This is a genomic window from Microbulbifer maximicatervae (SeqCode) (genome assembly GCF_052467065.1).
This window is the reverse complement of record NZ_CP174299.1, coordinates 4,332,540-4,353,388: the sequence shown is the minus strand read 5'-3', so window position 1 is coordinate 4,353,388 and position 20,849 is coordinate 4,332,540. Positions and strand designations below refer to the sequence as shown.

Below are 20,849 nucleotides of genomic sequence, written 5' to 3'. Positions count from 1 at the left end.
TTTCACCCAGTATATTCAAGGGTTTGCACATAAAACCCCTTTGCACACTTGCGGTTAAACGCTGCAAAAATGAGCCAGAGTGAAACTAATAATTGATTAAAGAAGCCGCTGTTCCTTATGACCAAACGCAGAGATGAGCAAATTTTGACCACCCGTGAGCGTATATTAAACGCCGCGCTCAATGTGTTTCATGAATATGGAGTGTGTCGCCCTTCCCTTTCCGAAGTCGCAAAGCTGGCTGGAGTTAGTTGCGGTGCTGTTGCCGACCACTTTCACAGCAAAACCGGTTTGCTGCTCGCTCTGACAGAACGCATGGTACTACCCGGCGAACAACTTTGTAATAACGCCGGCGAGCAACTCAACGCCAATCCCCTCGGTACACTGCGAACCCGCTGGGTGTGGCTGTTTCAGGAAATTGCTTGTAACCCAGAGTGGCAGCAGGTACTTGAGATTATCTTCCATCCCTGTGAAGAAAAGGTTACCGAGAATAATGAAGCCCACTTGCGTATGAAGCAAGGGCGCACCCGCGGGCTTGAGCGAATGGCACAACTGATTGCCCTCGCAGTATCCGAGCGCCAACTGCCCGAAGATCTTGATACAGACCTCGCGATGCAGATGTTACACGGTGGCCTGTTCGGTGTGATTGAAACTTGGCTCTTATCCTCAAGAATTGAAGATATCGGCGAACTCGGTGAACGCTATATCGACTCTCTAATCGATATGATCCGCTTCTCCCCCACCATGCGCTTAAGTTCACAACTGGTCCACACCCTGCACTGACGCGCCTTATCAATGTCGGTGGGGCATACTCCCTTACAGTGCTCGCCTCACCATAGATACCTTTTCTCTTTCACTGTTTATTGGAAAGCCCCCACTCGTTATCTTGACCCTTAAATCATTGGTTACAGCGAAGTCAAAGCGCTCTTATCTAACAAAAACACTTAACTATTATCCATTAAACCAATTTTGTTGAATCAGAAGGCAAGTACTCAACAGGAAAACAAGCATGTTCTCCCTCACCAATAGCCATAAAGAAGACCATGGCACTGTCTTTATCCAACTTCAGCAGACTCTCAAACTCTTCATCGTAAAAAGCGCCCGCTATAAATACGTCTTGCTTAAGAGAGTGTGCATAGAGAAATATATTCTCAGATAGATGGCCGGCTTCAAGGTAAGCCATCCGATAGATACGGGAATGACGATACTTGGACCAGAACCGATTAAATTTGCAGACAAAGCAAATATTAACTGCGGCACCCTCGGCATAGGGCTGACCGACCAGCAAGCGGCGGATCTTATCATGGCTAACAGGACCTCCGACTTTGGTCAATCCATGATCAATTGGATTGTAAAGGTAAATACCAGGATCAATCCCCTGTACCGAATGCACTATCAGGTAAATATCTGTAGCTTGTAAGGCGCCGCCAGCAGGGCTGCTGCGAAAATATCCAAAATAATTTATTTTGTCTGAGTGGGCCTTATAAAACTTTTCAACAAACGGAGAAGTACGAAATTTTACACAATGAAAAAGTATTTTTTCCAAAAGCTCACGTTTTAAAGTGGTACCCGGTACAAATTTTCGTGAAGAAAACCGGGTCCCAAACACAGACTCCAACTGATTGGTGGTAGGAAAGCTATTCAGTGGAATATCCACTTCTGGATAATTGTACTTGCCTTTAGCCTTTTCCGGCACCTGTTTACAGTAGTCAACATACTGTCCTACCCAAGATACCCTGGGATCTTCACTAGCCCCTTCTTTGCCCTCAGTCGAGGGCGGTAACGAAAGCTTGGTGCCATAATGGTAAAACCAGGATAGTACATCCCAACCCCATTGTTTCCGAGCTAAATCACCACTGATGAAGGCTCCATTACTTTGAAGGAAATCTGCTGCCTTAGTTTCTCCTGTCTGCACATCGGAATAAAATTTATCCAGAATATTTATGAGGGTTTCTTTATCCAAAGCCCACTGATCGTGATGAACAACATCCCACAAGATGACTTCATTTTCACTGAAATAGAGAAAGAAATTATCTAATAAAGCAGCGCCTTTCATCATCGCTTAACCATCATATTTACTAGAAGTAGTAAAAAAACTAGAAAGGCAGAATCGCTAAATTCTTGATTTGTCTGTATTAGCCCTGAGTGAGACGTCCCTCATTTTCAAGGGCCATCTCACTTTTTGTGAAAAACTACCTTCTATTAACAGGTAGTGTAGACTGTGACACAAACTCCCAGAGCATAGGGTGTTGCGTCTTCTATATATACCCTTTTCATGATAAATCCCTCCATTCAAACTACTTTAAATTACTCCTTCAATTGAGTACTAGTATAAAATGCACACATTTCCTAGATCGAATTGATATATGAGAGCTAATAAAATACTCAATTGCGCCTAAACTGAGTACGCTGATATGAAATTAAAAATTTACAGAAAGGTGCGGACACGTCCCTGTGTCCGCGTGACTGGGTAGCAATGAGGTTAGAAACTATATGTCAGCCCCATATAAGCTCGTCGGCCTGAATATGAGGAGCCCCAGACCCTGTTTTCCTCACCCCAATATCTATCCACCTTCTCTTCGGTAAGGTTGATTATTGAGGCGGTCAACGTCAGGTTATCCATCAAGCGATAAGATGCATTAACATCCAACTGATCGTATTCATCAGTGAAAGTGTTCATGCCATTGTGGAATCCGTCTGCATAGTCACTGCGATAATTGTAAGAAGCGCGAATGCTAAAGTCGATATTTTCATAGTAAAGGGATAGGTTGTACTGGTCCTTTGAAGTGCCGGCAATTTCTGTTTTGGTTTTGATACCTTCAGAGTCAATCTCAGCTAGCTCCGTATCTGTGAAGGTATAGTTTGCATAGACTCCAAAGCCATTATCAAAGGCATACTGAACAAACAGTTCTACACCTTGTGCGGTAGCATCAGTGCCATTGACCGGCATAGACATAGACACTGCCCGGGTAACACCATCGATATCCCTTGTCACCATAGAACTGCCGTTGATTACAAACGAAGCAATATCTTTTCTGAACAAGGTCAGTCCTGCAGCAGAGGCATCATCGAAATACCACTCCAGCCCCAAATCAAACTGATCAGCTTTATAAGGCTCCAATTCAGAGTTGCCTGCATACCCTTGACTGACTGTTGAGCCGGGCAAAGGAGCGTGGATCACTTCAGAACCACCGAGATTATCGTATTCCACTCTCGCTACGACTCTAGCGAGAGCTGCGCGCATAACCAGTTCATCGGAGATATCCCAAGCGATATTAGCACTAGGTAAAATATCAGTATTGCTGCTGTCACGAATATTGGGTTCGTCCTGTAACACCCCATCAATATTGTCGTAGGTGCTCGCATACTGCTTGGTCTGGACTGCTCGAATACCAAAGTTTCCGCGCAGGACTGCCGAGGCAAAATTCTGCTGTACATAAGCAGCCGTAATTTCCTCACCAACCCGGTAAACCTGATTTTTCTCGACGATTACCGTAGGGTCACCATAGGTTGCGTATAGAAACTCTTTTAACTTATCAAACTCCAGATAAGCGAAATTTGGCACATTCACACCGCCGATAATATTATCGAGAGGGCCGTTTGAAAGGATATCGATTGTGTCGGGCACACCATCGGGATCAGTGTGGAATGAATCACTTGGCCACCAGGGGTAACAAGCTCCATCAACATCACCCCAGTTAATCGTAGGACAAGGGGGATTATCATCATCCCAGGATTGTTTGGTGATGCGGCGGTTTATCTCGTGGTCCCGGTACTTAACCCCAACATCCAGGGAGGTAAGCCAGGCATAATCCATATCGATGGAAACGTCCAGCTGGTAGTAACTCTCCTCGTCCTCGCTGCTGGTCCAATGGGATGAGAACCAGTCATATAAAGGATAAGTGTTGGGATCTCCCAGATCTGCACTGGTATCAATTTCAGCAGTACCACTGCTGAGATCCCAGCTCCAATCGGTTGCAGTGCCATAACGGGAATTGACTGATGCAAACAATTTCTCAGAGGGGCCGCCCTCTGCACTGGTATTACCGACTACCAGACGAGCACTATATCCATCTCCCTCGTAACTGATATTGAAATCCAGCGTGTCCGAAACATATTCCGCTCGTGTGTAGTCACCAGCTACCTGTGGAGACTGTAGCTCTGCCTGGCCCCGATCGAGCATACCAATACCGAGAAGAGTATCACCATCTTCATCAAACTTGAGACTGCCCGGGGCTATTGCATCCCCGTAGTTCCACTCAGGGAATACGATACGATAATTCTCTGAGTTGCCGCCCAGCTCAAAGCGGAAATAATTGACACCAAATTCCAGCTGTTCTACCGGACGCCATTGGGCACTTAGCTGCATGCCATCCCGGGTCCGTTCCTCTTCCAAGACACTACCGACAACGGCTCGCGGCGCATAGAAATCCCGGTATTCATTACCATCGATATCCACCATCGGCCCCCTGGCCTCTACGCCAGCCTGGGGGGACTCATCTCCCTGCCAACCCCAGTTTTCTACCGAGGTGCTAATTACCCGGTTCTGACGATCCTGCTTTGAGTACCCAAACAATACACCAAAGGTTTCCTGATCATTTTTCCATGAGTAAAAACCGGTGTACTGAGGTTCGTACTCCTCAGTAACATCAGCATAAGTACTCTCAATGGATAACATGCCCTCCCCGGAATCCAGGTCCAGTGGCTTGCGGGTGTGTAAAATTACAGTACCACCTATCCCGCCTTCATCCAGTTTTGCTTCTGGACTTTTATACACATCCGCTCGGGATATCATCGCTGAGGGTAGCAACGCGTAGGAAAATGATCGGGATGGATCATCACCGGGAGTGGCTATATAGTTTCCATTTAGCTGGGTAAAAGTGAGCTCAGGTGCAGTTCCTCGGATACTTACCTCCGCACCTTCTCCGCCGCTTCGAACGATGGATACTCCCGGGACCCTCTGCAAAGAGTCTGCAACATTCTTATCGGGGAATTTACCCATATCTTCAGCGGTGATTGAGTCTACCACCGCATTGGAAAAACGCTTTACATCGAGATTTTTCTCCATGCTCCGGCGAATACCCAATACCTCTACTTCCTCTAGCACCAGACTCTCTGTATCAGATTCACTGGTGCTCTGGGCATTTGCCATACCTACAACACTGCACAACACTAGAACACTTACAGACGTCCTCAATAGATCTAGCTGGCGATTTGTATTTAAGGGTATCTCTCTCATTGCTCAAATTTCTCTTTTATTATTTTTTTCTAGCTTTCCGTTCACCCTAAAAGCCCGACATATCATTTGCCGGGCCACCGGAATATGCCCTACTTTTATCGATCCAATTCTGTCTCGATATTTTTATATGTGCGTATAGCGCTAAAGCAAAAAGCGTTTTTAGCTATCCAAGCCAAGTCGCTTGAGAACTTCAGGGGGTGCTCCAGGGAAACTCGCCATTGGTCGGTTACCCACATAACCAATATCCGCCATACCTTCCTCGGTGGTATAGAAAGCGGTGGACACGAGAACTCGAACTTTGGCAAAGAAACGAGCACCAGCCTGGAACTCAGGCTTCGCCGTGCGAGTCCACTTGATATCCTCACAGATGGCTACTTTTTGAGGTTCATTCAGATCGACAAAGGAACCTCCAAATCTGCGCTTGGACTCACCCTCCAGCCAAACAACCCCTCCCCGAATCGTGACAAGATCTGCTTTATTATTGGAATATGGGGCGCTGACATATTCGTTGATGTAGTGATGGGCCCCTACTGAAGAGGCACTCGGAGAAGTTTCATCTGCGGGAATAATGACGTCGCAAAGTGCTGCCAATACCGCTAACTCACCCATTTCAAGCTGCATCTCCCAAGGCACAACGGGATTAAGGAGATCCGGGTCTGTCGGCGTGCCCCTGGCAAGAGTCTGCTTCGGGGCGTCCAGGTTCTTTACTACCGGTTCAGCCGCTGGCACCTCCTCTTTCACTACAACTTTTTGCGCTACTTTCTCAGAACAGCCAATGACTGGAACTGCAGCAGCGGTGGTAGCAATCAAACGCAGGGCGTTGCGCCGACCCAGATTGGTTTTTTCCTCGCTCATATCAGATATTCCTCTTCTTGAACTGGTCCACGATGTAGTCGCAGGTGCGCCAGGCCAGCGCCATAATGGTCAGGGTTGGATTCTTATCAGCATTGGAAACAAAGGGTGCGCCGTCAGTAAGGAAGAGATTCGGTACTTCCCAGGACTGGCAGTAAGGATTGAGCACGGAATCATTCGGATTTGAGCCCATGCGCGCGGTGCCGACTTCGTGAATAATCGCACCGCCGTTGATAATTGCCTTGGCACCGTCGGTTTGCACGGTAGAGGTGACCTTACCGCCCATACCTTCAATGATTTCAGCAAAGGTTTTGTGCATGTGAGCGGCCTGGTTCAATTCCTGGTCACTCCATTTCCAATGGAACTTCAACACCGGGATGCCCCATTGGTCTACCTGGTCCTTATCAATTTCACAGTAGCTGTCCTCGTTGGGAATCATCTCCCCGCGACCGTCAAACCACACAAAGGAGCCGTAGTAACGCCGGCAGGCTTCTTTCAAGTCTTTGCCATAAGCACCACTGGTAAAATCACCCATACCGCCGAAGGCACCTGCGCCCGGCATACTGCGACCACCGCCGAATTCAATGTGGTAGCCACGGGCGAAATCCAGGTCACCACGCAATTGTTCCTTGTACAACCACCAGGGCATATACATGTGCATCGCCGATGCGCCGTCCTCGTTGTGGGCAGGCATACTTTCCAAAGCGGGAATCTGCCCGCCGATACCAGCTCCCACTGTATCCATCAGGTATTTCCCTACCGCACCGCTGCCATTGGCGATACCATCGGGGAATAAAGTGCTTTTAGAATTAAGGAGAATGCGCGAAGTTTCAGCCGCACTGGCTGCAACAACCACAGCGCGGGCACTAGCAAATCTTTCCTGACGGGTATCTTTATCAATATAAATAACCCCGTTTGCCTTACCTTTTTTATCAACGGTAACTTCACGCACCATGGCATCAGTAATGATATCCAGGTTGCCCGTCGCTAATGCCGGTGGCAGTAGTACAGTCGTGGACTGGAAATTCGCCTTAATTGAGCAACCGCGCCCACAGGGCGTGGCCCAAAAACAGGCTGCGCGAGATTTCATTGATTCCCGGGTGACGTCCTGGGCCAATTTATTGTCCGGGAATAATTTCTGCGGAATATTTTCGTGATCTAGACGCTCACTGAGAATAGCCAGGTGAGAGGGAATTACAGGGATCCCCAGCCTATCGCACGCTTTTTTGGCCAGAAGTTCATAGGCACGGGGCTTCGGGGGTGGCAGCAGCACTCCTTCGGAGGAGTCAGGAGTGTTTTCTAACCCCTCGTTAGTGCCATAGACACCAATGAGCATCTCGGTTTTATCGTAGTAGGGAGCTAGATCGTTGTAACTGATCGGCCAATCAAAACCGAGTCCATCCCTTGAGTAGGGTTTAAAATCATACTCACCCATTCGCAGGGAAATCCGTCCCCAATGGTTCGTACGGCCACCCAGCATACGAGCACGCCACCAGTCAAAACGGCGGCCTCTTTCTCTGGAGCCCTGAGTGTAGGGTTCGCCGGGTACCTGCCAACCCCCGTCAACCGTTGCATCATAGAAACCGAACGGCTTTTCCGGTGTGCTCCCCCCACGCAAAGGTGCATCTTTTGGGAGGTTAAACATTGGGGTTTCCTTGACTGGGTCATAGGATCTCCCCGCCTCCAGCAATAGAACCTTTAGCCCTGCAGTGGCTAGTACATAGGCAGCCATACCGCCGCCAGCACCAGATCCAACAATCAGTGCGTCATACTCTTTCTTCTCGAAGTCATCATTCGGCATCGCCTCTCTCCTACTTCATCAATTATTTTTGTTTTACTCGTTTAATTTTAATTAATCTATAAGATAAATCTGTAACCGGTTACATTTTTTGTCAAAAATTTTTACTTATCCGTTACATCTAATGTCTAACTTATGTTTTTTTAACCAATAAGATCAATTTTTATGAATATTTTTAACGAAATTAGAAATCCCTAAATACTTTGATCAAAAAACGAGAGTAACCGGTTACATTTTTAACCAAATAATTATTACTTACTTACCATATAGCTCACCCTGCCGCGACAAGCGCAGCAAAAGCTCTTTCGTTGCTTTGATCCCCCAGTCTTCATCGCCGGCGCCTTCATACTCAATGCCGATATACCCCTTGTAACCCGCCTTTTGAATTATCCGCAGCATCCGGGCAAAATCCGTAGTGGTCTCATTTCCCCGCTTATCAAATGAAAAACTCTTTGCGCTGATTCCGCGGGCAAAGGGCATCAACTGCTCTACTCCCAAGTAGCGGTCGTAGTCACCAAAGTTTCCAAAATCTGGCAAACTTCCACAGTTCGGCATATCCACTGACTGTAATAACTGGGATAACCAAAGTCCGTTTGAGGAATAGCCACCGTGGTTCTCCACCACGATATTGATGCCGAAGTCCAAGGCAAACTCTGAGAGAGCTCGCAGCCCATCTCTACAAGCAGAACTAACCTCCCTGCTACTACCCTGTCCGCCAGCATTCACCCTGATAGAGTGGCAACCCAAATATTTGGCAGCTTCAACCCACTGGAAATGATTCTCTACCGCTTGTTGTCTTTCGCCAGCATTTGGGTTGCCAAGATCACCTTCTGCATCAACCATAATCAAAAGGCTTTTAACCCCGTGATCTATTGCACGCACTTTCAACGCTGAAAGAAAATTCTGATCCCTGGCCTTATCGGCAAAAAACTGATTGACATACTCTACAGCGTCAATTGCAAATGCCTTTTTTGCTTTAATAGGGAAATCCAATACCTTGAGAGCGCCACTTCGCAATTGCCGATGCAGGGACCATTGGGCCAGGGAAATTTTCACGGGGCCACCCGGGGTATTGGTAATGATTCGCCCACTATTGCCAAACAAGGGTGCGGTAAAAGCAGCTGCAGCCAAGCCGGCACCAACCTGTAGCAAAGTTCTACGCTTCATTCCCGCTCCCCAGCTTGGAGTAGATTGCCAGACAAGTTACCTGGGGAATCTTCTCTAGTGCCATCCTTGTCGCTTTGATGCAATGAGCGGCGGAAACCACTAATCGCTCCTCCAAGGTCTTCTCCCAGACGGCGGATCTTGCCACTACCAAATAGTAGAACCGCTAACACAAGAACAATAAGTACCTGCCAAATACCCACGCCTGAAATACCCATGATTTACAGCTCCCGAATTCTGATATTGCGGTACCACACTTTATCGCCGTGGTCTTGTAAAGCAATAAAGCCGCTCTCACTACGGGCAAAATCGGGGTAAGAGGAAAACTTACTGTTGGCAAGACGTGTATCCCAATCTTCAGACCAGAGTTCATAGCTGACAATCATGCTTCCATTCAGCCAATGTTCAACCCGGCCATTCTCCACTCGAATACGCGTTTTATTGAATTCTCCTGTCGGCTTTACCTCATCTTCGCTGGGTGCATACAAGTCGAAGACTGATCCTGCGCTGTGGCTCAGTTTTTCCAGTTCGGGAAAAGCACTGTTATCAAGTACCTGGTATTCCATACCTGACATCCAGACTGGTGCATTGCCACCAGCTACCCGATAAATAATGCCGCTGTTGCCGCCTTCAGATATCTTCCATTCCAGTTCCAGCTCAAAGTCAGAAAACTTCTCTGCAGTGACGATATCCCCCGCTCCACCAGCAGTGAGCACCAGGTTGCCATCAACGACCTGCCAGGCCTCTCCCACATGAGAGCCATTGGCACCGGTCCAACCCTGCAACGTTTTACCGTCGAATAAATGCCTCCAGTCCTTATCCGCTTGTATACCGGACTTTTCCGGCATCCGTTCACAACCCCCCAATGTGACTAGCAGTGCTGCAGAAGCCAGTAAAGACGTGCAAAATTTTGTCTCAGTGAATTTTTTCATCATTGTTATCTCCACATGAATTGGTGTTTATCTAATCAGTTTGCCGCGATGGTTTTACATCCGCACTTTATTAATCCTGATAGCGAGCCGTACTTCCCCTTGCCACTAAATCAAAGGGCAAAATAGTTCGGCTCGCTTTTAACGGTTTTCCATCAATAATGCGGCGCAAGGTTTCCATCGCATATCTGCCCAGCTTCTCTGCGGGCTGGTCAATTGTTGTCAGGGGCGGGTCCGTAAATTGCGAAAACTCAATATTATCGAAGCCCGCCACCGACACATCCGCAGGCACATGCAAACCCATTTCCTTCGCTTGATGAACAGCACCAATAGCCATTTCATCATTCATACAAAAAATGGCGGTAGGCGCACTGGCTAAAGAGAGCAGTTTTTTTGCACCCTCCGCACCAGACGGCATAGTGAATTCTCCGTTTACAACCAGGTCAGAATTCAATTCAAGACCGTGCCGTTGCATCTCCTCCTCAAAACCGGCCAGGCGATCACGCACAATCGGACTGTTAAGCGGGCCGGTCACTATGCCGATCCGGCGGTGACCCAGCTCAATCAAATGGCGAGCCATGGCTTGCGCCGCGCCGGAATTATCCAGTTCAACAACCGGATAGCGGTCGTCTTCAGCAATGCGCTCACACGCATTTACCATTGGAATCGACGCGGCTAAAGCTGCATCTTTCTCTGCAAATGGATAGCGGCTATCCAGTTGAATAAGGCCATCTGCCTGATTCGTCAGTGCCATTCCCGCATAGAACTGCTCATGAGCTGGTTCGCCCTTGGTATCTCCCAGTAAAACGGAGTAACCCTGGTCTTGAGCTGCCTTTTCTATCCCTCGGATAACTTTGGAAAAAAAAGGATTGGCAATATTTGGGACCAGAACCATCACTGCAAATGACTTACCGGAACTAAAGTTTCTCGCCAACATATTGGGCCGATAACCGGCCTCTTCCACCGCCTTCAGCACCCGCTCCCTGGTCCGCGGAGAAACCATTTGCGGGTCTTTCAGGGCTCTGGACACGGTCGCGACGGAAACACCGGAGCGACGTGCAACTTCGCGAATGTTTGACATACTTTTCCGTTACTTTGTTGTTAGTAGTCGACTATTTTCGCACAAATGGAAAACGCCTACTGGTTGCCTACTGCAGTAACACCTTGCACTTTGCTCGCTGCCTGCCTGCGATCCCAAAACCAGATAAACGCAAAAATCGGCAGTAAGATAAGGGGAACCACGGCCAGTGACTGGAATGATTCGATAGAGGCAGTTGCCAACACAGCATCCAGTTCATCGCCCGTTAACTTTTCAAAGGCTTCCAAACCACCGGCAGCCTCAATCTTGGCGTTGTCGAAAATTTCTCCAAGTTTCGGCAGTACGAACTGAATAGACATTCCCCCAGCAAACCCCAGCAGCCCCAAAAACAGTGCGCCGCCGCGTACAAAACGCTCGGATACCGTAGCGAGCATGGTAGGCCACATATAGCAGACGCCGATAGCCCAAACAGTCGCCGCCAGGAATGCAGCAACTGGAGTTCTTGCCATTCCCAGGCTATAAAGCCCTATTGCAGCAAGTAGACTGCTTAACCAAAGTAGTCCTGCAGGCGACAGTAACTTCGCAAGATGGCCGGCGAAATGGCGCATTACAAACATCACCATGCTCACATATACCAATAATAAGATCCCTTTCATTCCCACTACTCTTGAGAGTGTCAAGTCTACCCATTGCATGGGAGCGAGTTCCGATGCAGCTGTCAGCCACATGCAAACCCAAAGAAGAATAAACATTGGCTGCTTAAAGACTTCTCTAAACATCTCTCCGTAACTGATCCCAGTGGAAACCCGCTCAGTAACTGGGAACTTAGTCGTGATTACTAGTCGTGCCAGTACTATGGCAGGTATGAGTAATACAACTAAGTTGAGTTGCCAAGGCAGCGCGTATTTAGATATTGCCAGGCCAAGCAACCCCCCAACGACCATTCCCGCTGGCCACCAAGCATGCAATATATTTAAGCGGTGTGTTTTATTCTCTGGGTCGACAGCAGCAACCATTGGATTGCTGGCGGCTTCGACGGCCCCCCAACCTAACCCAGTAAGAAGCAACCCAATTAATACCAAATTCTCTACACCAGCACTTGGGGGTATCATTGAAGCAAAAATTATTAATAGGCTACCTAATACATAGCCAATTGAAGACAGTAGTAACATTCTCTTAATGCCAACTAAGTCTACTAGGGCACTGCCAAATAGAAGTGTGAATGCGAATCCAGCAAAAGTAATACCAATAGCTTCACCAAGCATAGCTGTGGAGTTCGCTAAATCGATATGATTGTAAATATCTTCTTGTAAGTTAGTGGCTATAACTGCCCTAACAGCTAAACCAAGACCAATCATAAAAATTGAGAGATTTCCCACCAGGAAAATTTTCTTATCCAGTGGTTCAATTTGGGTACTCATCAATCCAATCTCCGCATAATTTATTATTATTCATTACTCACTGACATCGGCTTCCAATTATTCATACTCGGAAGCTAAGCTACTCGAGCCCTAAAATCCTACGATTTCGAGCGCGATCTGTTTCAGCACCGGCAAAATCATCAAAAGCTTTATCAGCCACGGTTATCAGGTGCTCTCGAATAAATGGCGCACCCTCGCTGGCCCCCTGCTGTTGATCCTTAATGCAACACTCCCATTCCAATACCGCCCAGCGATCGTAACCGTACTGGGTCAGTCGGCTAAAAATCCCACGAAAATCTACCTGACCATCCCCCAGGGAGCGAAAGCGACCGGGGCGGTCAATCCAGGGGGCGTAACCGCCGTATACTCCAGCCCTTCCACTCGGATGAAACTCCGCATCTTTCACATGGAAAGCCTTGATTCGCTCGTGATAGATATCGATAAAGGCCAGGTAATCCATTTGCTGCAAAAGCAAATGGCTCGGGTCATACAAGATGTTGGCTCTAGGGTGATCTTCCACCTCGTAAAGAAACCGCTCGAAGGTCAAGCCATCATGCAGGTCTTCACCGGGGTGCAACTCATAGCAGACATCGACCCCCGCGCTGTCAAACGCATCCAATATCGGGCGCCACAAACGGGCCAGTTCGCGAAAACCTTCTTCAACCAACATCGCTGGGCGCTGGGGCCATGGATAAAAAGTGTGCCAGAGTAAAGCGCCGGAGAAAGTTGCATGGGATTTGAGCTTCAGGTTGGCACTGGCCCGAGCTGCAAGAGCTAACTGATTGCTCGCCCACTCTGCACGGGCTTGCAAGTTTCCGTGTACTGCCTCTGGAGAAAAAATATCCAGCATTTCCTTATAGGCTGGGTGAGCTGCGACCAACTGCCCTTGCAAGTGCGTAGACAACTCAGAAATCTGTACCCCAGCCTCCTCACAGATTCCCAGTACATCATCACAGTAAGCTTGGCTTTTACTGGCCAGCTCAAGGTCGAAAATCCGCTCGTCCCAAGTGGGAACCTGGATGCCTTTGTACCCCAGGTCTGATGCCCAACGAGCCATAGATTCAAGCGAAGCTGGCTGTTCGCTCGATGGGAGAAACTGGGCGAGAAAAATTCCGGGCCCCTGAATTCTGGGTGCCTTCATTTATTGTTATCCTTTTTACTGCTGTACTTATTAATTCTGCAACCAACCCTTTCCAAGCGATTGGTTTGCACCTTTTGAGAAAACTCTTCAAAAGGTAACTGGCCGCAGGCCGACACCGGCACCTCCCTGTGCCGTACTAGCTGCCGGACGCCCACCCTGCCAGAGATACCTAAATTCTGTGAGGTTGGACCTAGCCGCTCACTTCCAATAAGGCGCCAGGGAAACCCATGAGGATTTTGCGCGACTGCTCTCCAGCACACCGCGCACAAATGCCATCGCGCGAACACCTGCATCAATGTTGCCAACGGCAGGACTATTCTTTGAAACTAACCCCTTCCGGCGGCCTCGGACTTGACCAGCAAAATCGCGATAGATATTGGCGAAGGCCTCTATATAGCCCTCCGGGTGTCCTTGAGGTGTCCGGCAGAAAGACCTGACGTCTCCATCCAGATACTCACAATCCGCACCGGCTTTCCAAATCGCCACAGGCTGCCCCCTGCGCTTTATTAGCAATTGGTTTGGGGCTTCCTGCTCCCAAAACAGCGAACCGTCTTCACAGTAAACGCTGATATTCAGGTTGTTCCCCTCTCCTCCACAGACTTGACTGGCTGTAAGTGTTCCTCGGGCGCCCTGATCTAACTTAAATAGCGCTGCACCGTCATCATCCAACGCTCTTTCATCAACTACCGCTTGCACGTCTGCGCAGACTTCAGAGATATGCTGGCCAGTAAAAAACTCCACCAGATGATGAGCATGGGTGCCTATATCCGCAAAGCAGCCACTTTCTCCCGAACGTGCAGGATCTGTTCTCCAACTCGCCTGCTTACTTCCCGTGGAATCACCGGCTAGTGCCAGCCACCCCTGCGGATAGGCAACAGTAACTCGTCGAATAGACCCCAACTCTCTCCTGCCCAGGATTGCTCTCGCTTGCATAACCAGAGGGTAAGCAGCATAAGTGTGGGTCAAACCATAAAGATGCCCGCTTTGCTCCACTGCCTTTTTAAGCTCAAGTGTTTCTTCCAAAGTGGAAGCGGCTGGCTTGTCGGAGAGGACATGGAATCCCGCCCGCAACGCAGCAATAGAAACGGGTAAATGGAGATGGTTGGGAGTTACTACAGATACAAACTCAACTCGATCATCAGCACTGCGACGGGATTCCTCTTGGAACATCTGTTGATAGCTTTGGTAAATCCGGTCCGGGTGAAGCCCCAGCTTTTCACCAGTTTTACGATTGCGTTCGGAATCGCTACTAAAGCAGCCGGCGACTAGCTCTATCTCACCATCGAGAGCTGCAGCCATCCGATGGATTGCACCAATAAAAGCACCCTCTCCACCACCAACCATGCCCATTCTTATTTTTTTAACCAAACCCTATCCCCTCGGGCCACTCAAAGAACCAGCTGAATAAACAGCCTATTTATTTTTATTTCCGTGTTTTGTAAGCGGACACGCGGTTTTCGTAGCACCCCACCGTCTGAAACAGAATGTAACCGGTTACATTTCAATTTAAGATACAGAAAAAAAATGTCTTTGCAAGCGAAATACGTTGTTAATATCGCCTTATTGGACTCATAGGCTGATGGATCGACGCTGAAATACTAAGCAAATCACCTGATTGGCAGGCCCATTTTCTGGACAAACTCAGCCCAAGAGTGCCACTTCAGCTCGTCGCTTTGCCATTTATTACAAATAGCTTGATGACCAACTGACTGCGACAGCAAGCTACCTATCACTTCAGACTGGGGATGCCGAGGCTTAGCTTTTGAGCGAACCCATTTCCCGGCCTCCTTTGCAGCTTCCACGGCGAGACCCCAGTGATTCGGCCAAACCGCCAAGAAATTGGCTATATCAAAGCTGTGGATGTGGTATGGACGCGGATAGTTTAACTGCACAAGAGCATCCCCATCCGGCCCTGGAGCGTCAGTTTTCCAACCTGCGTAAACACCCCAATGACAGCCGGCTGCCCAATCCTCAAACCCGGTCATACAATTTGCCAATCTATCCAGGGTATCCCGGATTAACGCCCTCTCTATGGGCGGGGCCACCCTCATATCAACCACACCAGAGCGAAACCTGGGGTGCTCTGGATTGAGGGTGAGTATCCAAAGTCCCTCTCCACTTTCCTGCGGGTGATATGCCACTACCATGTCCATCAGGAAGGCTGAGATTGGAGGGGTATTAGCACCCTTAGCCAGCAACATATGTAGGGGCCGAACAACTTGGCTATCCCGCACTCCTTGAGCTGGCACTCCAAGACTTTCGAGTATTGCTGCATTGCCCGCCCCGCATGCTGAGAGAACCAACTGGGGTTGTATTTGGTGGGAGCTACCATTGATATCGGCAGAGACCTCAGTCACGCCACCACTATCTTTGTCGAACCTTCGGATACTCCCTTTCACCAGCTTCTCGCTAACAGGAGCACTAAAACGTCGATAGGCTTCAGCGCCGTCAAACATAAGGTCATCAGCAAATCGAAAGCACTGATGCGACGGCAAGCTAGTTGTTACCAGTGGAGCTGGAATCGGCACCTCTTCCACTGGAATACCCGCCGCAATCCAGTTGGGCTCGACAGTATCTAAAAATTCTCGGGGAAGCGCGGCATAGAAATCTGTTATGTGGCTATCAACACCATCGCTCTCCAGTTGTGTGCACCAAAACTGTGCGGCCTTTAAGTAAGCCTTTGCCGCACTTGGGTGTGCCGCATTCCAACCTGAGGAGAAATAGCCATGAAAGTGTAACGACTCGGCATCGTCTAACCCCTGGTCTATTGCCAGCACAGAAAAATCTGTTGATAGCTCTCGCAACAATGAAATCGCTTGAATTCCGCCCCCTAATACCAGGACGTCTACGTCTACCGTTTTAGCCATGGTCAGCCTCAAACAAATCCTATCTATCACCACTTAGCAAAGGCTGGCCTTCTGTCAACTTCTAGGACCTCAGCTCATTCACCTAGGTGACACTTTTTTGAAATTCAGATCAAACACAGAACTTGGTTAATCCGTTCCAGTTATATCCTCGTAAAGAGATTGTCGCTCAGCTATGAAGCTGGCGGCCTAAAAAACTGCGAACACAAGGAGCGAGGAAATGAAGAGTTTATTGAGAGGTATAGGGATTGTACTGTTTGCACTCAGTACCCAGGCCGTTCTGGCGGATGATGAACTGGAAACGGTTCCCTATGTCGATGTGAATCAGTATCTCGGCAAGTGGTATGAGATTGCCCGGCTACCGCAAATTTTCCAGCCGGCTTGTACTGCGGTAACAGCGGACTACGGCCTCAATGATGATGGATCTATCAGCGTTTTCAATTTTTGTCGAATCTTACACCCAAAATATGGGTTCCCGATCAGTGTTCAGGGCACTGGAGTCCCCATTGATGAGACGAACAGTAAACTCGCTATCACCTTCTTTGAGGGTAAAGCTGCCGGCGACTACTGGATACTAGAGCTAGATCCTGGCTATCAGTGGTCACTCGTTGGTGATCCAGACCGCTCCAGCCTCTACCTGTTAAGCCGCACCCCCCAGCTGGATGAAGCTATTACAGACTATCTACTAGACCTGGCAGTTACAAAGCATGGTTACAACATTGACCACATCATCATGACCCGCCAGCTTACTGAGTAAACAAGAAAGCGGGTGTCACACTTCTGGCACCCGCCACTTAACAAACCAAATTAACTTTTTATTAATTCTTTATAATCAATAGGTTAGCTCATTATATTAATGTTTTTTCTTATATCTTTGTGTGCTTTATGTTCGCCAAAGCATTCCTGTCAGCTAGCAACCCATATCAGTTATAGTTACCACTCCATTTAATAGAGCACCCCATACTTGGCAGCTGCTTTTCCGGCCCTGCCCCAGTCTCTGCGATCAACTTCATTGCATTGACCAGCTCCCTGGTTCGGCCAGCCGGATTTCCCATTCCCACATCATCGATGCGACCTCGATATTGGAGCTCTCCATCCTTATTCAGCCCGAAAAAGTCCGGTGTACATACCGCCTGGTAAGCTCTCCCTGCGGACTGATCTTCATCAACCAAATAGGGGAAAGTAAACCCATGGTCTCGGGCAAACTTCGCCATATAAGGAGGACTGTCAATCTGGTTATCGCGATAATCGTTTGACATAACGGCCAGAACATTAATGCCCAGCCCTTGTAGTTCTCGCACATCTTCAGCTAAACGATTTGCAATCGCCTGAACATAGGGGCAGTGATTGCAGATAAATGCAATCAACAGCCCCTTGCTTCCCAGATGGTCCGACATTCGAAAGCTCTTGCCGTCAGGGTCTTTCAAGGTAAAGTCTGGGGCTTTCCATCCGAAATCACATACTGGTGTATCTAGTAACATTGCCCGATCCTCTCTTGGGTTCTAAGTTAGCTTTCGATCTCAAGTACGCTCTTGGCAAAGGGAGCGTAAATTTTTGCGACCTCTTGAGCCATCTCATCTGGATAAACAAAAAAATCACCCGTTGTTAGTGCCTTCATAATGCCATCGAATACGATGCTCGCTGGAGGGGCTCCCTCTCCCATGCCTGCGGAGTCGGCCATATCCGTCTTGATTGGACCAGCAATAACACTGATAACTTGAGTCCCCTGCTCGACCCAGGCCTCCCTCAAACCCTGAGTTACTGCATAGGCAGCCGCCTTTGAGCCGGAGTAACCAGTAAATGGGAGAAAATTTTTGATGGATGCCAGTGAGTTCATTTGGACAAAGACACCCCCACCATTAGATTTCAAAACAGGGCCAAACGCTTTGGCCAGGTTTATCAGTGGGTAAACATTGCCCTCCATTTGATACTTGAAGCTCTCCACAGCATCATCGTCCAAGGGTGTCGATAGCTTCACTACGCCCGCATTAGAGACAACCAGATTGACATCACCGGCAACCTTTACAGCGTTTTGAATGGTTTCTTCACGTGAAAGATCAAATTCAATGGGGACGACCCTTTCACCATACTTTTGAGCGAGCTGCCTCACCGAGGCTAGGTCGCGAACAGCGGTATACACTTTAACCGCGCCCGCATCCAATAGCCCCTTTGTAATGGCCTTGCCGATACCTCGATTTGCCCCTGTGATTAATGCAGTGATATTGCTAGCTTGAAGAGTCATTTCGTATACCTCAGTCACTTCAGCCGAATAAATTCAAATTTCGATTCGCAACACAGTTGCGGGCTCCGCTACGAATTGTTGATGGCCACCCCATGTCTCCTCAGTGAGGGCTGGATGGCCAATCAAGCCCAGGCCAGAAATCAGGCCACTGTGTCTCCTTCGGGAGTCCACTCATTAACTGCAAAGGCACTATCCAGGGCGGTCTCGGCAATGTGGTTTGTATAATTCGACATAACTTTTAAAGCGGTACCTAGAACCACTTCCAGTACGCTCTGCTCCGTGTAGCCAGCAGCAAGGAAAGCGCTAACTTGTTCCTCTGTCGGCCAGCCACGGCTTTCATTCACTACCGCAGCAAATGTACGTAATGCCTCAAGCTTTTCATCTGCAATCGGTGTGTTACTACGCAATGCTTCAATTATTTCCGCTTCAACACCGGCCATTTGGGAAATGGATGTGTGAGCAGCCATACAGTAACGACACCCGTTCAGGCGGTTGTTTGTCATTAAGATGATTTGGCGCTCTGTCTCGGAAAGATTGGTTTTATCGAAAATTCCCGCCAAGGTCGTATAACCCTCAAGTAATGCGGGGGCCTCTGACATAGTTGCGAATAGATTGGGCACAAAGCCCATCGATTTCTTAGCGCCTGCAAGAAGAGGCTGAGCAGCAACAGGAGCGGATTCAATCGTGTGAGTCTTGAAAGTAGCCATCATATTTCCTAACTAGATAGTTTCACTTGTTTGTAGCGATCGGTCCAAACCTGGTTAAAAAATAAGGGGAGACACCCCTGTAAACTGTATGTACCGATTGCTACAAACAATGCTAATGAGTTTGTACCGATCGGTAAAGATGATTTATATAACTATTTGCTATGCATTAATGCCTGCTGAGAATGAACAGAAAAAATATGAAGCCCTATCCAATGCAAAATTGACAGGAAGGATCAATGGAGGTCAGGAGAGGGAAATCACAGTGCAACCCTGGCAACCGAGAGGACGGCGCCAAGGCCCTACGAAGAGCTTTCAACGCCAGAAGAAAGATCAGGTCAACGCAGCAAGTCTAATGCCTGTACCTTAATTCTGGAGAGGCTTTCCTTATTAAAAACTCCACGTGCCAACACTCGCAAGCCGACTAACAGAGTCAGTAAACTATTGGCGCAGACTTCCGGGTCTACTCGATCAGATATCACACCTTTCTCTATCCCCAGGCGAACCTGCCTTGCAAAAAATGACTCAGTATCCCGCAAGCCCTTTTTTACAGCATCCCCAATATCGCTATCCAGGTTAGGCATATCGAGTGCGGTATTAACCAAAAAGCAGCCCTTCTTTTCCGGATCTGCAAGGCTTTGTTCAATTAGGGAGTCGAAAAGCTGACTGATAGCGCCGATAGGATCTTCCAACGACTCAAGCCGGGCCATTACGTCGCGCCGCTGCTCTCTCTCATACTTGAGTAAACTCAGGGTAAAAAGCTGCTTCTTACTGCCAAAGGCATTATAAAAGCTCCCTTTAGTCAGCCCAGTAGCTTTGAGCAGGTCGGCCAGAGAAGTCGCTTCAAAGCCTTTTTTCCAAAAGGCTTCCGTCGCTTTATCAACTGCGCTATCGACATCGAAACTTTTCTCCCAAGGCATAAGCACCTTACCTCAAACAAATCTACTGGCCATGTTACCACTGTTTGGACCAAGTGGTAAAAACACGATTCGCAGATACAGATACTGGCACTCGCCCGATATTCGCCTATTGCTCCGAAATCAAAACACCATTTTTGCGGTCACATTGATTATTGGAGCAACACTTCTAGCTGAGGAGCGCTCATTCGAATTAATAAAGTGGCAACTGGTGCAACTTCATGACCCTAAAAGCCTTCAAAGTCATCAAAGTGGTTCTGACCTATTAGTCAAATTGCTTATTTTTAACGCTTTTTTACAGTTGCAGTTACACAATAGTTATGATGACCATACATACTCAAGCCTTCAAAACGAGAAAAAATGCCTCAATTTTACACTCAATAGGAAAGCTATTTTGCTAAATACAGTGTTAAAGAAAAAGATCCATCTCTGATTAGAGGTATTTCATGCCCTTTGGAGCTTTCAGCCTTTATACTTGTCCTAAGCTATAGGTCGCCGAGCCATAAGGGCCGGACGCCTATGAAGTAGGACGTATAAAGAGA

General features: G+C 48.2%; 18 protein-coding genes. 2 read left to right on the top strand and 16 right to left on the bottom strand.

Going from position 1 to position 20,849, the window contains the following annotated elements; translation table 11 throughout:
* Window positions 1–117: 117 nt before the first annotated feature.
* Entirely contained in the window at window positions 118–780 is a 663-nt protein-coding gene (locus ACJJI1_RS19225) for a TetR family transcriptional regulator (RefSeq protein WP_444917098.1), read from the top strand.
* 175 nt (window positions 781–955) lie between these two features.
* On the opposite strand, the gene ACJJI1_RS19220 is transcribed toward ACJJI1_RS19225, so the two are convergent.
* The 12 genes from ACJJI1_RS19220 to ACJJI1_RS19165 all read right to left on the bottom strand — a co-directional run bounded on the left by ACJJI1_RS19220 (window position 956) and on the right by ACJJI1_RS19165 (window position 16,447).
* Window positions 956–2,056, bottom strand: a complete 1,101-nt coding sequence (locus ACJJI1_RS19220; RefSeq protein ID WP_444913021.1) for a SagB/ThcOx family dehydrogenase — start codon at window positions 2,054–2,056, stop codon at window positions 956–958.
* 423 nt (window positions 2,057–2,479) lie between these two features.
* Window positions 2,480–5,149, bottom strand: a complete 2,670-nt coding sequence (locus tag ACJJI1_RS19215) for a TonB-dependent receptor (RefSeq protein ID WP_444957667.1) — start codon at window positions 5,147–5,149, stop codon at window positions 2,480–2,482.
* 246 nt (window positions 5,150–5,395) lie between these two features.
* Window positions 5,396–6,091 (bottom strand): gluconate 2-dehydrogenase subunit 3 family protein, encoded by a 696-nt coding sequence (locus ACJJI1_RS19210; RefSeq protein WP_413665737.1) that lies wholly within the window; start codon window positions 6,089–6,091, stop codon window positions 5,396–5,398.
* 1 nt (window position 6,092) lies between these two features.
* Window positions 6,093–7,889, bottom strand: a complete 1,797-nt coding sequence (locus ACJJI1_RS19205) for a GMC oxidoreductase (RefSeq protein WP_444957666.1) — start codon at window positions 7,887–7,889, stop codon at window positions 6,093–6,095.
* A gap of 252 nt (window positions 7,890–8,141) precedes the next feature.
* A complete protein-coding gene (locus tag ACJJI1_RS19200; protein WP_444957665.1) occupies window positions 8,142–9,053 on the bottom strand; it encodes a sugar phosphate isomerase/epimerase family protein in 912 nt (303 codons plus the stop codon).
* On the bottom strand, window positions 9,050–9,268 hold the full coding sequence (locus tag ACJJI1_RS19195) for a twin-arginine translocase TatA/TatE family subunit (RefSeq protein ID WP_108733294.1): 219 nt from the start codon (window positions 9,266–9,268) through the stop codon (window positions 9,050–9,052). Before ACJJI1_RS19195 ends, ACJJI1_RS19200 begins: the two co-directional genes overlap by 4 nt.
* Before the next feature lie 3 nt (window positions 9,269–9,271).
* On the bottom strand, window positions 9,272–9,985 hold the full coding sequence (locus ACJJI1_RS19190; RefSeq protein ID WP_444957664.1) for a 3-keto-disaccharide hydrolase: 714 nt from the start codon (window positions 9,983–9,985) through the stop codon (window positions 9,272–9,274).
* A 67-nt stretch (window positions 9,986–10,052) separates the two neighbouring features.
* Window positions 10,053–11,060, bottom strand: coding sequence for a LacI family DNA-binding transcriptional regulator (locus tag ACJJI1_RS19185; RefSeq protein WP_413665733.1), 1,008 nt, complete (start codon window positions 11,058–11,060; stop codon window positions 10,053–10,055).
* Window positions 11,061–11,116: 56 nt separating this feature from the next.
* Window positions 11,117–12,439: an MFS transporter gene (locus tag ACJJI1_RS19180; RefSeq protein ID WP_444957663.1), complete on the bottom strand. Its 1,323-nt coding sequence runs from the start codon at window positions 12,437–12,439 to the stop codon at window positions 11,117–11,119.
* Between the two features lie 79 nt (window positions 12,440–12,518).
* Window positions 12,519–13,580 (bottom strand): sugar phosphate isomerase/epimerase family protein, encoded by a 1,062-nt coding sequence (locus ACJJI1_RS19175; protein WP_444957662.1) that lies wholly within the window; start codon window positions 13,578–13,580, stop codon window positions 12,519–12,521.
* A 198-nt stretch (window positions 13,581–13,778) separates the two neighbouring features.
* The gene (locus ACJJI1_RS19170) at window positions 13,779–14,948 is read right to left on the bottom strand and encodes a Gfo/Idh/MocA family protein (protein WP_444957661.1); all 1,170 of its coding nucleotides are present in this window, start codon (window positions 14,946–14,948) and stop codon (window positions 13,779–13,781) included.
* Between the two features lie 239 nt (window positions 14,949–15,187).
* The gene (locus tag ACJJI1_RS19165) at window positions 15,188–16,447 is read right to left on the bottom strand and encodes an FAD-dependent oxidoreductase (RefSeq protein ID WP_444957660.1); all 1,260 of its coding nucleotides are present in this window, start codon (window positions 16,445–16,447) and stop codon (window positions 15,188–15,190) included.
* Window positions 16,448–16,664: 217 nt separating this feature from the next.
* Here ACJJI1_RS19165 and ACJJI1_RS19160 point away from each other — a divergent pair, with 217 nt between their 5' ends.
* Window positions 16,665–17,201, top strand: coding sequence for a lipocalin family protein (locus tag ACJJI1_RS19160; protein ID WP_413665728.1), 537 nt, complete (start codon window positions 16,665–16,667; stop codon window positions 17,199–17,201).
* Window positions 17,202–17,367: 166 nt separating this feature from the next.
* Here the strand turns inward: ACJJI1_RS19160 and ACJJI1_RS19155 are convergent, their stop codons facing one another.
* From ACJJI1_RS19155 to ACJJI1_RS19140, 4 genes are all read right to left on the bottom strand, one after another.
* On the bottom strand, window positions 17,368–17,925 hold the full coding sequence (locus ACJJI1_RS19155) for a thioredoxin family protein (protein ID WP_444957659.1): 558 nt from the start codon (window positions 17,923–17,925) through the stop codon (window positions 17,368–17,370).
* Window positions 17,926–17,951: 26 nt separating this feature from the next.
* Window positions 17,952–18,686 (bottom strand): SDR family oxidoreductase, encoded by a 735-nt coding sequence (locus ACJJI1_RS19150; RefSeq protein WP_444957658.1) that lies wholly within the window; start codon window positions 18,684–18,686, stop codon window positions 17,952–17,954.
* 140 nt (window positions 18,687–18,826) lie between these two features.
* The gene (locus ACJJI1_RS19145) at window positions 18,827–19,393 is read right to left on the bottom strand and encodes a carboxymuconolactone decarboxylase family protein (RefSeq protein ID WP_444957657.1); all 567 of its coding nucleotides are present in this window, start codon (window positions 19,391–19,393) and stop codon (window positions 18,827–18,829) included.
* Between the two features lie 335 nt (window positions 19,394–19,728).
* Window positions 19,729–20,310, bottom strand: a complete 582-nt coding sequence (locus tag ACJJI1_RS19140) for a TetR/AcrR family transcriptional regulator (protein WP_413665724.1) — start codon at window positions 20,308–20,310, stop codon at window positions 19,729–19,731.
* Window positions 20,311–20,849 lie beyond the last annotated feature (539 nt).